Source organism: Chitinophagales bacterium (genome assembly GCA_020636535.1).
Taxonomy (GTDB): domain Bacteria; phylum Bacteroidota; class Bacteroidia; order Chitinophagales; family JADIYW01; genus JADJSS01.
In genome coordinates, this window is the sequence record JACJXT010000013.1 from 145,175 (window position 1) to 159,769 (window position 14,595).

Genomic DNA, 14,595 nt, shown 5'->3' on the forward strand with positions numbered 1-14,595 from the left:
TTGCTGAACTCGTTTCAGTATCTACTTAGAAAACCAATCAAAGCATCTTAACACTTGCCGAATTTATTTCAGCATCTACTATAGAAAACAAAGCAAAACATCTCCAACAAAATCATCATTACGAATTTTAGCTTCTGGTTGTCATGTTCTTTTTTATCTAAAACCAAAAAAGCACTAAACAAAAGATAATAAGCAAAGATTGCGTTGTTGATAAAGATGCTACTAATAGAAAAGATTCTGAAATAAATTCAGAATCTAGCATGTCTAATTACTTAAAACTTAAAACCTCTTAAAAAGTCTTGTACCAACATTCTTTTTTTGCCTTCTAGTTGCAATTCTTGTACTAGTATAAAATCATCGGCTGTTTTAAATGCTAGGAATAAACTACCATCAGAATAAATGTTGTTTGCAATATAATGTTGTTCTATATTTGTATCTTTAGTAATTCTTGTTTTATATATTTTTAAATTTTTACTAAGTAATGTAGTATATGCTGTTGGATATGGCGATAGACCTCTTATTTTATTGTGAATGTTTGTAGCCGTATCTTGCCAATTAATATTGCCATCTTCTTTAAAAATTTTTGGAGCATGTGGTAGGTTTTCGTTCCAGTCTTGTTGTTGTAAGGTATAATTATTTTGCTCAATTGCTTGTACTGTCTTTAGAACTAAGTCTGCACCCAATAGCATTAATTTATCATGTACTGTACCTGCATTGTCTTCATCTGTAATGGCAATTTTTTCTTGTAAGATGATGTTGCCTGTATCAATTTCGTGTTGTAAAAAAAAGGTAGTAGCACCAGTTTCTTTTTCGCCATTAATAACTGCCCAATTTATTGGAGCAGCACCTCTGTATTTTGGTAGAAGCGAAGCGTGTAAATTAAATGTTCCTAGTTTTGGCATTTTCCAAACTATTTCTGGTAGCATTCTAAAAGCAACAACAATAAATAAATCGGCTTGTAAGTTTTGTAGTGTTTTTATAAATGCACTGTCTTTTAAATTAGTTGGTTGCAATACATTTAAGTGGTGTTGTATGGCAAATTGTTTAATAGCACTTTCGTTGATTTGTTTTCCTCTTCCAGCTGGTTTGTCTGGTGCAGTAATTACTGCTACAATGTTATAGTTGTTTTCTACTAGGATTTGTAGTGATGGAACAGCAAAATCTGGTGTTCCCATAAATACTATTTTTAGTGGATTTTGCATATAGGCAAAGATACAATTAACAGATGATACTACTGCTTTGTTATTTTAGATTGATTTTGAATAAATCTACTACTACAAATAGATGTAGCATGAGTTTATTCTAAGAAGAAAATCATTTTCCGCCTTGGTAGCGTAGTGTTTTGCCTTTGGTTTTTTGATAGTTTGGCACATCGCCATCTTCTCTTTTGGTATACGCTATTTCATTAATATGATGCCAAATGCCTTTAATGAGTTCAAATCCTTCGTAAGTTCCATCTGGTAAATACTGCGGAAAAAATCCTGCCATATTTTCGTCTTTTGGTTCTACATGGTCGTAAATAATTTTGTTTTCTATCTTATCAAATCGTAAGGTCGCCCATGCTTCTTCTGCAAATTCTAATACATATCTATATTGTAATTTGTTGTCTATACTAAGTATTGGATAGCCAAATCGTGGTTGACCTTCATCAAACCATAATACATCTATTACTTTTTTATTTGATTTAATATCACTTCCATCAGCACCTAGTAAAGTGTAAAATTGTATTGGTCCTTTTTTCTTTTTCTTAACTGGAATAATATCATAGTACATACAACCATACCAATTGTTGTTGTCGAGTGTTTTGTTTTCTGGTTGTTCTGTATAATCAGAATAATCTATTAAAGGAAACAGTGTAAGCGTATCTGTATTCATTTGTATTGCTCCAAAATATCGATACGATTGCTCATCGCTGATAACATTCCAAGTAATAATTCTAAATTTATTATCTGGAGCATATAGTACTTTAATGGGTAACATACTATCAAATTGATATTGATAAGAATTTGAAACACTTAAAATTGCTTTAAGACCACGAATCATTCTATAGCTGGCAATAAATCTAGATGCTTCTACTGGTGAATATATCATAGTGTCGCCAATAGTAATTAAAGTATCTTCCATAGAGTGAATAAATGCTAAATCATTAGCTGCAACTTGTGCTTTTACTGTATTCATTGATAATAAAAACAGCAGTATAATTCCAAACTTTTGTAACATAGTATTGATAACGACAAAATTAATACCAAATTATGAATTACAATAAGTAAATGTGTGAAATTAACCTAAGGCAACATCTAAAGTCATCATGACAATAAAACCAAGTATAAAACCAAGTGTAGCAATATCAGTGTACTTGTCTAATTGTGTTTCTGGAATTACTTCTTCTACTACTACAAAAATCATGGCACCAGCAGCAAAAGCCAAAGCGTATGGTAAAATTGGCTGAAATTGTAACACTCCCCAAGCACCAAAAAAACCAGCCATTGGCTCTACAATAGCAGAAAGTTGTCCGTACCAAAAACTTTTAGTTCTACTTAAACCTTGTCTACGCAAAGGCATACTTACTGCAATACCTTCTGGAAAATTTTGTAGTCCAATACCTATAGCCAAAGCAACAGCACCAGCAATAGTAGCACCTTCAATTCCTGCGGCAACACCACCAAATAAAACACCTACTGCTAAACCTTCTGGAATATTGTGTAGTGTAATAGCTAAAACCAATAGCGTTGTTTTGTGCCATTTGGTTTTAACACCTTCCGCTTCATTTTCTTTAAAGTTGATGTGTAAATGTGGTAAAATTTTATCGAGCATAAAAAGGAATAAAGCTCCTAGTAAAAAACCAATAGCAGAGGGCATTACTTTTTTAAATCCTTCGCCAGCACTCATTGCTATAGCTGGAGCTAGCAAACTCCAAAAACTAGCAGCCACCATAACACCACCAGTAAAACCAAGCATTCCATCTAGTACAGCTCTATTCATTTTTTTAAAGAAGAATACTAAGCTTGCACCTAAAGCAGTTACCAACCAAGTAAATGTAGTGGCTAGTAAAGCAGCTATAATTGGATTTAGTGATTCAAAAAAATGTATGATAGTAGTCATACTACAAAAGTAGTAGTTTTATTGGAAGAATCAAGTGGTATAATAATTTGTAATTATAGTAGTCTGTTGTGCATTTGGGCGTCATTCTTGAAAATTTCGTAGAGTAACGGAGAAATTTATCAGGAATCTATCATGAAATATATTATATTATAATATATTTTGTATATTTCTCATGCTTCGAAATTACGGAATGACGAAAACATAACGATTTTTTTCTAAATAAACAACAAGTTAAATAGAATAATATTGTACTTCAAAACAAATATTTCATTGTGCCGATTACTAGTACAAAAGTACATCCTATTTCTACTATAACTAATGAAAACATGAATAGTGTCATTAATATTGGTGGCAAATTGATATTTCCAATTTTATGTGGTAGTTTAAATTGATTGTTGGTGTCTTTTAATATTCCGTGAAAAGTATAGCTTATAACTGCCGAAACAAAGAAAAATATATTGCCAACAACTAAAATACAACTTAATTGCTCTGACCAAATAGAAAAGGTAGCCATTACTGCTAAAATTAAACATGCTGGTGCGTACATTAAAGCTGCTCTATGTGCAATATCTACATAATCGTGTGCTTTAAATTCACTAGAATGCCTTATTTCCCAATATTTCCAAGCTCCAGTTATCATGCCAATCAGTAAAAAAATACCACTGAATAAGATGCCAATTTTACTACCTAATACTAAGTCCATTTGTTGTGTGTTTTTATTTGCTTTTGAAACATATCAATAATTATTGAAATTAACTAGCAATAAAGCTACACTTTTTTAATGACAATTTAGATGTAAATAGCTACTAATGAAGAAATTATTACTGAGTGTCTTATTTTAGCTTTTTTAGACTACTGCTTTCTAAAAGCGACTTCATTTGTGTAATGGCAACTTTATTGAGTTCTATTAATCGTTCATTTTGAGATAATCCTTGTTGAATAAGTAGTGCATTGATGCTTTCTAAATTACTCAAAACAACTAGCTGTTCTAAGGTTGCAAAATCTCTGATATTTCCTTTTTTATCGATGTTATTTTTTCTCCAGTCTTTAGCAGTTGTTCCAAAAAGAGCAACATTTAATAAATCAGCTTCGTTTGCATAAACACAACTAATTTGTTGTTTAGTAATTTCTGGTGGAATAAGATTTGCCTTAATTGCATCTGTATGAATTTGATAATTTACTTTAGCTAAGGTTCTTTGTAAATTCCACTCAAGTTGAAGTCTGTCGTTTTCTTCACTTTTTAGTCTTTGAAATTCTTTAATTAAGTATATTTTAAACTGCGGACTAATCCACATACCAAATTCAAAGGCAATATCTTTATGAGCATAAGTTCCGCCGTATCTTCCTGTCGTTGCTTTTAATCCAATAGCATTTGTTTTTTCAGTCCAATCTTTAACACTTAGCTTATAATTATTTAAACCAGCTTGACTTTTAATTATGGCAAATTCGCCATAATTAAAATTTGGATTATAAACACTTTCCCAAATTCCAAGATATTCAACAGTGTTTCTATTACGAAGCCAGTCTGAAATAAAGAATTCTCCATCTTTGGCTTTAAGCATATCTGTTAATGAAATATATTCTTGTTCATTTTCAAAAATTATACTTATTTCTTTGCCTTCAACTTCTATTTTCTTCTTTTTTGCCATATTAAATACTACTGCAACAAATTTACAAAATTTAATTATGTAATTAATCTACTTATTTGTCTTTGATATTTATTAGAGTTAGGTATTAATATCTTTTTTGTAGAATTAAAAGAAGCCATTATCTTTTTATGCAACTATCCTTTTATGTTAAAAAATCAAAAGCACTTAAAAATATGGAACAGTTATTGTTAGAATAAACTATATTAATGTGTTAATTTGCTGTTTATGAAACAATTTTTAGTTGTTATTCTAACTTTTTGTGCCTATTTCGGCTTTAGTCAACAAGTACAATGGGCATCTCAATTAATTAATTTTTCTAGTGAATGGACTAAAGACATGCCAGAAAATACTACTCGCTACAAAGCAACGCAAGTACTTGGTGTGCCTAATACGATGTCTGTAAAAGTTTCTGGTTTGGCTTGGGCACCAAAAGGAAGCACTGAAGGCAAAGAGCATATTACGGTTGGTTTTGCTACACCACAAGATGTACAACAAGTAATTATTGGCGAAACTTTTAATGCTGGTGCTGTGCAAGAAATTATTTTATACGATACAGATGGAAAAAGTTATTCGGTGTACAAGAATAAAGAGTTAACCTATAAAAATAACTATGGAGAAACACTTATTCCTTATAAAGTTCCTTATACTAGAAATGTAGATAAATTAAAACTCATACTCAATACCAAAAAAGTTGGCAACATGCAACAAATTGATTGTATTGGGATTTCATCTGGTACACAACCAGTTAAGTTAAAAATAAACGAATTATTTTATAGTGAAACTGTTTCTAATCCAGAGAATTTAGGACCATTTATTAATTCTTCTTATTACGATCATTTACCTTTGATTTCGCCAGATAACTCTACGCTTTATTTTGCTAGAAAATTTATTGATGATGATGAAAAAGATGACATCTACTATGCTAAAAAATTACCTAATGGAAAGTTTAGCAAAGCAGAAAATATTGGAGCTCCATTAAATACTTTAAAAAATAATTTTGTATGCTATATCAGTTCAGACAATCAGCGATTGTACTTAGCCAACAGATATAGAAAAAAAGGTGGCGAAGGTTTATCATTGAGTACCAAGCAAACCAATGGTTCATGGTCTGAACCAAAATTAATTCCTATTCCAAATATTGGCAATTTAAATGAGTTTGCACATTATCATGTAAGTTTAGATGAAAAAGTAATTTTAATGGCTGTACAAAGAAGTGACTCATACGGCGATTTAGATTTATATGTTTCTTTGAAATATAGCGATGGTAGTTGGAGTGAACCTAAAAATTTAGGACCAATAATTAATACTGTTGGTGCAGAAGGTAGTGTCTTTTTAGCTGCTGATGGTAGAACAATGTATTTTGCTTCTACAGGTCATCAAGGTTATGGCGATTATGATATGTTTGTAACCAAACGACTAGACAATTCTTGGACGAATTGGAGCACACCACTTAATTTAGGATCAAAAATAAATACACCAGAAATGGACATATATTATACCATTACATCTGATGGTGAGTATGCTTATTTTTCTAGTGGTAAATCGTATTTTGGTTTGAATGATTTGTATAGAATGAAACTGCCTAAAGAAGCAAAACCAGAACCAGTTTTTGTAAACGAATTAGTAGTAAACAATACGCCTTTAAAAACTACACCAACTACAAATTCATTAGATGATAAATTGGCAGCACTAAAAAATCAACAACAAAATGTACCAACACCTACAGTCGTAAATACACCTACTACTACGAATGTACCAGTAAACAACAATCCAGTAGCTACTACAACTACACCAAAACCTACTACGACAAACAATGACGCAGTGGCTGATTTACAACAAAAGTTAGAAGCACTAAAAAATCAACAACAACAAGTAAAAAGTACACCTACTACAACTACGCAACCAGAAGTTGTAAAAAGCAATAGTACACTTCCAGCATCAGTTACCAATCATCAACCTACAGAAGTAATTAAAAATAATAGTACACTACCACCTTCTGCTACAATGGAAGTTCCTAAAGAAAACAATTATAAAGTAGATGATTTTAAAGATATTCCTGCAGTAGAAAATAACGATTATAATAAAAAAGTATTTGATAATTTAAATAGTTCGCCTAAGGTGAAACCTAAAACAGTTGATCCAGTTTTAAATAATCCAACAATAAGTAATACACCAACAACACCTAATAATATAGAAGTTAATCAGGTTGATATTAATCAAACAACACCTACAACAAATAATGCACCACTCAAAACTCAGTCGTATATAGATCCATATCAACAAAAATTAGATGAGTTGAAAAAACAGCAAGAGCAAGCTAAACTCAGTACACCAACAAGTACTACAACTTCTTCTTATAGTGAATATACTCAGCCAAAAGATTACAATAATCCAACGACGCCAGTGTATAATAGTCCAAATAATAGTACACAAGCACAAAACCAAAAGCTACAAGACTTAAATCAACCAGTGCAACAGAGTACTAAGTTGCCAGCAACAGAATCGTATAATAATCCATATTATCAACAACAAAATGCACCTTTAAAAGAAAAACAAGAAGATAAATTTGGTAATGATTATGATGAAATGCAAGCGAAGATTGATGCACTAAAAAATCAGCAACAACAAAATGCAACTTCTGGAAATAAACCTAAAAAAGCATCACAAATAGAAGTAGATAACAACAATCCAAACATTAAATATGCACCAAGTACTGTAACAACAACGGCTTCGGTTGAACCATCTAGCAAAATAAATTTAGACAAGTACGAAGATAAATTGAAAGCCATTCAAGATAAAATGAATGCTATAGGCAATACTAATAATCAACCAACATCAACTACTTTGGCAAATGTAGAATCAAACAATACACCTAATCAAAATTTACCACTAAAGCAAAGTACGACTACAACAGATGAAGTACAGCAGTTGAGTAATCAATTAGATGCTATAAAAAATCAGATTAAAGAAAATCAAACGCCTACCAATATTGTTACTACAAATACACCAACAACAAATAATACTATTTCTACTAATGAAGTAGAAGCACCAAAATTGGTTCACAACAATCAAGTAGTAAAAGAACAACCAACGGTAAATCCAGATGATTTGGCTAAACAGAAAGCACAATTAGAAGCTTTGCAGCAAGAACAAGATAAATTGAATAATAAATTAAACAATACTTTAAATACACTCAATGAAAGCAAACAAGATTTGGAAAATGACATCAATAGTTTGCAAACAGAAAAAGATAAAATAAATAATGAAAATAAAAATTTGAATAATACCAATGAACAATTGAGTGCAGAGAAAGCTCAATTAGAAGCAGAGAAAAAACAAATGGACGATTTATTAGCAAAAATGAAAGCAGAGAAAGATAAGTTGGCTGCTGAAAAAGAACAAATAGAAAAAGATAAATATTTACTAGAGCAATTAAAAAAACAACAACAATCAGAAGTTAATACACTGAGTGCCAATATCAATAAACTAAAGCAAGAACAAGCAGATGCGATTAAAGCAGCTCAAGAAGTAAAACGCTACGAAATTTTTGATGTGCCTATAGAAGTTGGTGCAATTGCTGTAATGAGTAGTATTTATTTTACAGCAGATGCTGCGTTTATTCAAACAAAATCGTATCCAGAATTAGATAAATTGGTAGCATTTTTACAGTCGCATAAAAATATAAAAATTGAAGTTGGCGGACATACCAATGGTTTGTGTGATGCTGATTTCTGTAATAAACTATCTGGTGATAGAGCCAATGAAGTAATGCAATACTTAATAAAAAAAGGTATTACTGCTGATAAATTAACTTCGGTTGGTTACGGAAAACGCTATTTAATTGCAGATGCTGGCAATCCAAAAAATCAAAGAGTGGAAATTAAAATCTTAAGTGTAGACAATAAATAATTTTGCTTAGTATCTTTACACTATGCAAGAATGGAACTTAGAAAATATTTTAGCTGATTTTGAAAATGCTACAGCCGAAGATTGGAAAGCACTTATTGATAAACAATTAAAAGGTGAAAATTATAATACTTTGATTTCATCTATTGATGATAATATTATAATTGAACCATTTTATACTTATGAAAATTCATTGCAATATCAACTCAATATTCCACAAAAAGAAAATACAGATTGGTTAATTACCGAAAAAATTATTGTTGACGAAAATAATATTGCACTAGCTAATCAAGATGCTTTGGATAGTTTAAATAATGGAATTAACTCAATTGTTTTTGATTTACGGCATAAAGATTTTTCAGCGGAACAAATTAAAATATTATCGAAAGATATAATTATAAATATAGCACCAATTTATTTTTTAAATTCAAATATTGATAATAAAAAATCAATTATTCAAGCAAAACAAACACATAAATTTACTACTTACTTACTAGCAGATTTACTTATGCAAAGTACTACAACCAAAAGTAATGTCGTTTTGTTTCCAATTCCACAACACTATCTTTTAGCAATTGCTAGTTTAAATGCATTTCGATGGTTATGGTCTAAGTTGCATCAAAATTCAACACCAATTATTATAGCACAAACGGTTTTACCTACTGTAATAAATGATGAAAATAAATATTTATTGTACAATACGACACAAGCGATGAGTGCTATTATTGGACAGTGCAATCACTTAATCGTAACGCCACATCAAGACAATAATTTTGGAAAACGAATGGCAAAAAATACACAACTATTACTATTGCATGAAAGTAATTTTAACGAAATCAAAAATATAAATAAAGGCAACTATCTAATAGCACATCTTACTTATCAAATCTGTGAGAAAGTGTGGAAGATGGTAGCAGAATGATAAGTATTATTATATAGTATAATATGAATTAAGAAATGCTATTTCTTTTTGTATATTTTGCTTTGCTTGTTTTTCGAAATGATGATAAAAGAAGTCAGTTTTAAATATACTGTCCATTGACAAAAAATGATTTAAAACTTTTTTGCGTCCTGAATAATAAACAAAATCAGGATAAATAGCATACTCTTTTCTTACATTTTGATAATACATTTCATAAACTTCCCAAGGTTGACCTAATACAGAAAGATCTGCATCTGTAAAATAATTCGTATCGTTGTTGCTTGACTTTATGTGTGATTTAGTTGCTAATATTTGTTGTTTGCAAAGAACTATGGTATTATCATCAACAGCAAGTTGTTGCATTCTTTTTTCGGCAAGTGCTGCACTTTTTTCTTCGTTGTTAGATTTTAGTGCGTTGTAAATAATATCGTGATAGTATAATGTAAATAAAATACCATTCCAATTTTGTATTGCTTGTTTTACTTTGCTTAGATTTTCTAAGAGATTGTCAAGATGTTGTAGCGTATGATAATACCTTTTTTTGTTAGAATAATTCTTTTCAACTTCTGTCCATAGTTCATTTATCAGACTATTATTGTCTGTGTAATTGGTAAGTAATTCTATGAATGTTTCTTTTAGCATTTATCCATCATTAATAAAAAATAGATAAATCAAATATAAGTATTTATTTTTTGTTTAGAAAATAAATTAAGCTGATTGTTGTTTAATACAAACAACTAATACACCTTAGTTTTATAATCTGCTTCGAAAATGCCTTTTCTTATTTTTTCTAATTTCTTTTGTGCTAGTTTTTTCGTTAATGGTTTCAGTCTGTCGGTAAATAAAATACCATCAACATGGTCATACTCGTGTTGTATCACTCTTGCGTTAATGCCATCATATTCTTCTTCAAACTCATTAAAATTTTCATCAAAATAATGAATTTTAATATTGGGTTTTCGTTCTACATTCTCTCTAAAACCTGGAATACTTAAGCAACCTTCTTCGTATTTCCATACTTTACCATTTTCTTCTATTAAAGTTGCATTGATAAATACTTTTTTAATGCCTTTAAAATTGGCATCTTTTTTATCTTGCATTTGTACAGTATCTACCAAAAACAAACGAATAGATTGGTTGACTTGTGGTGCAGCTAAACCAACGCCACTTGCATTGTACATTGTCTGCCACATATTGTTAATTAGTTCTTGAAGATTGGGATAGTCTTTATCAATATCTTCCGTTTCTTTAATTAAAGTTGGATGTCCGTATACTATAATTGGCAAAATCATACTACAAAATTACGAATTGTTTTGTTTTTTTCTGAACGCTAATTGCGTAATATAATCTTGCAATAAAATCGTAGCACTTATTTCATCGACTAATGCTTTGTTTTGTCGTTGTTTTTTTTTGAGTCCACTATCAATCATCGACTGAAAAGCGAGTTTGCTAGTAAAGCGTTCATCTAATTTTTCTATAGTAATGCTACTATATTTTTGTTGGATTTGTTTAATGAAAACATCTATGGCTTTGGTTAAATCCATGAGTTCATTATTTAAATTCTTAGGATAACCTATAATAATAGTTTCTATTTTTTCTTTTTCTATAAGATTAATAATATATTGTAATGCATTTTTATTTTCTTGTGTAGATAAGCCAAATGCAAAAGTTAAGGTTTCGTCTGAAATTGCAAAGCCAACTCTTTTTTTACCATAATCTATTGCTACAATTTTACTCATCGTATCAATGTCAATTTCATAATAATATCTGTAATGACTAACATGCCAAATAAAATGCTTGCCAATCCGTTTAAAGTAAAAAATGCTAGATTAATTCTTTCCAATCCAAATTTTTGTACTACAACATGTTGATAAATTAACAGACAAGCAAAGACAACAGTTCCTATCCAATAGAGCAAACCAAAATTACCAAACACACCAATAAAAACTAATAATCCAATTACAAATATGTGTAAAATTACTGATATAGACACTGCATTTTGATAGCCAAACTTCGCAGGAATAGAAAAGAAATTATTGTCTTTATCAAACTGTTCGTCTTGTAAACTATAAATAATATCAAAGCCACTTACCCAAAGCATTACTACAATTCCTAATAGTACTGGAACTATTCCAAATTTTCCTGTTACTGCAACAAAAGCTCCAACTGGAGCTAAACCCAATCCAATACCTAAAATTAAATGACACAAAAACGAAAATCTTTTGGTATAGCTATATCCTAAAACTACCAACAAAGCAATTGGCGATAAATAAAAACATAATCTATTAATAAAAAATGTACTTATAATAAAAACAACACAGTTAATTACTACAAATACCAATGCATTTTTTTCGCTGATGATGCCACTAGGAATTTCTCTAATCGCTGTTCTAGGATTAAGTGCATCTTGTTGTCTGTCTGCCCAACGATTAAAAGCCATCGCTGCATTGCGAGCAGTAATCATACAAACAAGTACTAATATAAACTTTAATAGATAATAACTGTTTGAATTCTCTCTAATAGTAGGATCATATATTATACTATAATATAAACCTAAAGTAAAACCAATCATTGCAAATGGCATTGCAAAAATGGTATGCGAAAATTTGACTAAGCTTAAATAGTTTTTCAAATTACTTGGCTTTCACTTTTACACTAAATTGTACTGTAGTAATTCGTGGATTGGTATTGGCATCAATCATAATAGATTTGGTATTATTGCCTACTTTATTTTTAGAATTAAATCCAACTACAATAGTATCTGATTTTCCTGGTGCTAATGGTTCAGTAGAAAACTCTGGTTGTGTACAGCCACAACTTCCCCAAGCATTTTTAATAATTAAAGGATATTTACCTGTGTTGGTATAAATCATAATATCTTTTAATGTATCGCCTTCAATCATTTTTCCAAAATTATATATTTCTTGTTCAAATTTAATTGAAGTAATTTTTTGGTTAACAGTATCTACAAAATATGGACTTGAAGAATCGAATGCTTGAGCTTTTACAGTAGAATCAAATTTCCTTTGATAATCTTCTTTCATTGCTTTATACTTTTGCTCTCTTTCTCTTTGTTCTGCTTTTTCTTTTGAATTACAAGCTGTAAACGAGAGTAGTACAATTACGAATAAGGTTAAATATTTCATTCAATTATTTTTCACAAATATACGCTACCACTTTTTATTTTCTTTTAACCAAGCTTCAAATTTTGGTAAATTTAACGCATTGAGTGTCATCTCTTTGAGTAAAGCACCTTTTTGAGCTACATTTACACCATAGCGAATGTCTTTTATGCCATTAATGTTGTGTGCATCTGGATTGATACTTATCCAAACACCTTTTTCCATGCAGTAATCTATCCAAGTATAATCAATATCTAAACGATGTGGATTGGCATTAATTTCAATTACTACTCTATTAGCAGCACAAGCATCTATAATTTTTTTGTGATTGACTGGATATCCTTTTCTACTCAACAACAATCTACCAGTCATGTGACCAAGAATTGTAGTGTATGGATTTTCAATCGCTTTGATAAGCCGTTCCATGGCTTTGTCTTCTTGCATATTGAGTTGACTGTGAACCGATGCGATGATTAAATCGAACTGAGCTAAAATTTCGTTAGGATAATCTAATCTTCCATCGTATAAAATATCACTTTCAATACTTTTAAATATTTTAAATGGAGAAATATTTTGATTGAGTTTATCTATTTCTTGATGTTGTTTGATGATATCATTTTCTTTTAATCCATTAGCATAAAAAGCACTCTGACTATGATCAGACATTACTAAATACTCATAATTTAAGTCAATACATGCTTGAGCCATTTCTGTAATGGTATTACTACCATCGCTGTATTTACTATGATTGTGTACTACACCTTTGATGTCTGAAAATTTAATTATTTTATCTATATGATTATTTTCTATTAATTTCCATTCTAAATGATTATCTCTTAGTGCTGGAATAATGAATGGTAGTTTTGCAGTTTCATAAATCTGTTGTTCACTTTCAAAATCTGTTTTGCTATTGAGTTGTTCCTTAACTTTATTGAAGTGACTTTCATCAGATGAAAGTTTAAATAATTCAAATGTAAAATTATCTTCAGAACAAAAATGAAGTTGAATTGGATATTGTTGATATTTGTTTTTTATAGTAGATTGAATATCATTATTTGTTGTAGCTATTAAAATATCAATCTGTTCTAGAATAGGAAATAATCGTCTGATGTTGCCACAAAGTTGAATTGGAAAACTGTATTCGGTTTGTAGTTCTTCAATAATCTCCAACGCTAAATTTTCTAAAGTAACATATAAAAACGAGTTGGCATTTTGTTGTAGAAACTCTATTTGTTCTAAGATATTTTGTTGTGTTTTAGCACCAAATCCTTTTAGCGTAATTAAACGATTTTCTTTACAAGCATAATACAATTCGCCTATGCTTTCAATTTCTAAATCTTGCCAAAGCAAACGAATCTTTTTTGGACCAATGCCTTTTATTGCCAACAAATCTACGACACCACTTGGCGTAACTTGTAAATATTTGTCTAGTAAATCTAAGTGACCAGTTTGACATAAATGAAAAATTTTGGCTGCAATTGCTTTTCCAATGCCTTCTATTTGTTCTAATTCATTGATATTTAGATTTTGCAAAGGCGTTGCTATGTTTTTTATATGTCGAGCCGCAAAGTTGTAACTTTTGTATTTAAAAGGATTTTCGTCGTGTAATTCCATTAGTTTTGCCAACAAATCGAAGTGTTGTGCAATGCTTCTATTATCCATGCAATAAAGATAAGTTATTTATTAGTCATTTGGAATTAGTCATTGGTTAGTAGTTGTCCGTCCCTGAAATAGGTTGACCGTTTTGGTTTGTTTGCTAAGTAGATGCTGAAACGAGTTCAGTAAGTGTTGGAGATGCTTTTGCTTTGCTCAGAGCATGACGACAGTATAATGAGATATTTCACTATCGCTCAATATATGAAAAACAAGTGATTATTGATCTAATGGCAAATCA

Annotated in this window: 13 protein-coding genes; 2 read left to right on the top strand and 11 right to left on the bottom strand. The window is 30.3% G+C overall.

The genetic code is table 11. The features are described 5' to 3' along the window. Nucleotides 1-272: 272 nt before the first annotated feature. From H6553_12835 to H6553_12855, 5 genes are all read right to left on the bottom strand, one after another. Entirely contained in the window at nt 273-1,202 is a 930-nt protein-coding gene (locus H6553_12835; GenBank protein MCB9034719.1) for a methionyl-tRNA formyltransferase, read from the bottom strand. Between the two features lie 112 nt (nt 1,203-1,314). Beyond that, nucleotides 1,315-2,178: a hypothetical protein gene (locus H6553_12840; protein MCB9034720.1), complete on the bottom strand. Its 864-nt coding sequence runs from the start codon at nt 2,176-2,178 to the stop codon at nt 1,315-1,317. Between the two features lie 102 nt (nt 2,179-2,280). After that, the gene (locus H6553_12845) at nt 2,281-3,102 is read right to left on the bottom strand and encodes a ZIP family metal transporter (protein MCB9034721.1); all 822 of its coding nucleotides are present in this window, start codon (nt 3,100-3,102) and stop codon (nt 2,281-2,283) included. Between the two features lie 253 nt (nt 3,103-3,355). After that, nucleotides 3,356-3,805: a hypothetical protein gene (locus H6553_12850; GenBank protein ID MCB9034722.1), complete on the bottom strand. Its 450-nt coding sequence runs from the start codon at nt 3,803-3,805 to the stop codon at nt 3,356-3,358. A gap of 130 nt (nt 3,806-3,935) precedes the next feature. After that, nucleotides 3,936-4,751, bottom strand: a complete 816-nt coding sequence (locus H6553_12855; protein MCB9034723.1) for a KilA-N domain-containing protein — start codon at nt 4,749-4,751, stop codon at nt 3,936-3,938. 225 nt (nt 4,752-4,976) lie between these two features. Between H6553_12855 and H6553_12860 the strand changes: the two genes are divergently transcribed. Both H6553_12860 and H6553_12865 read left to right on the top strand, forming a co-directional pair. After that, nucleotides 4,977-8,660, top strand: a complete 3,684-nt coding sequence (locus tag H6553_12860) for a PD40 domain-containing protein (GenBank protein MCB9034724.1) — start codon at nt 4,977-4,979, stop codon at nt 8,658-8,660. A 22-nt stretch (nt 8,661-8,682) separates the two neighbouring features. Further along, nucleotides 8,683-9,579, top strand: a complete 897-nt coding sequence (locus H6553_12865; GenBank protein MCB9034725.1) for a hypothetical protein — start codon at nt 8,683-8,685, stop codon at nt 9,577-9,579. Nucleotides 9,580-9,588: 9 nt separating this feature from the next. Here the strand turns inward: H6553_12865 and H6553_12870 are convergent, their stop codons facing one another. From H6553_12870 to H6553_12895, 6 genes are all read right to left on the bottom strand, one after another. Continuing rightward, complete coding sequence (locus H6553_12870; GenBank protein MCB9034726.1) at nt 9,589-10,221, bottom strand: hypothetical protein; 633 nt, start codon at nt 10,219-10,221, stop codon at nt 9,589-9,591. Between the two features lie 95 nt (nt 10,222-10,316). Continuing rightward, nucleotides 10,317-10,871: a peptide deformylase gene (def, locus tag H6553_12875; GenBank protein MCB9034727.1), complete on the bottom strand. Its 555-nt coding sequence runs from the start codon at nt 10,869-10,871 to the stop codon at nt 10,317-10,319. A 9-nt stretch (nt 10,872-10,880) separates the two neighbouring features. After that, nucleotides 10,881-11,318, bottom strand: a complete 438-nt coding sequence (gene ruvX / locus H6553_12880) for a Holliday junction resolvase RuvX (protein ID MCB9034728.1) — start codon at nt 11,316-11,318, stop codon at nt 10,881-10,883. Beyond that, complete coding sequence (locus H6553_12885) at nt 11,315-12,211, bottom strand: UbiA family prenyltransferase (GenBank protein ID MCB9034729.1); 897 nt, start codon at nt 12,209-12,211, stop codon at nt 11,315-11,317. The genes ruvX and H6553_12885 overlap by 4 nt, the downstream gene beginning before the upstream one ends. 1 nt (nt 12,212) lies before the next feature. Continuing rightward, entirely contained in the window at nt 12,213-12,725 is a 513-nt protein-coding gene (locus H6553_12890) for a DUF1573 domain-containing protein (GenBank protein ID MCB9034730.1), read from the bottom strand. 24 nt (nt 12,726-12,749) lie between these two features. Then, nucleotides 12,750-14,363, bottom strand: coding sequence for a DNA polymerase/3'-5' exonuclease PolX (locus tag H6553_12895; protein MCB9034731.1), 1,614 nt, complete (start codon nt 14,361-14,363; stop codon nt 12,750-12,752). Nucleotides 14,364-14,595 lie beyond the last annotated feature (232 nt).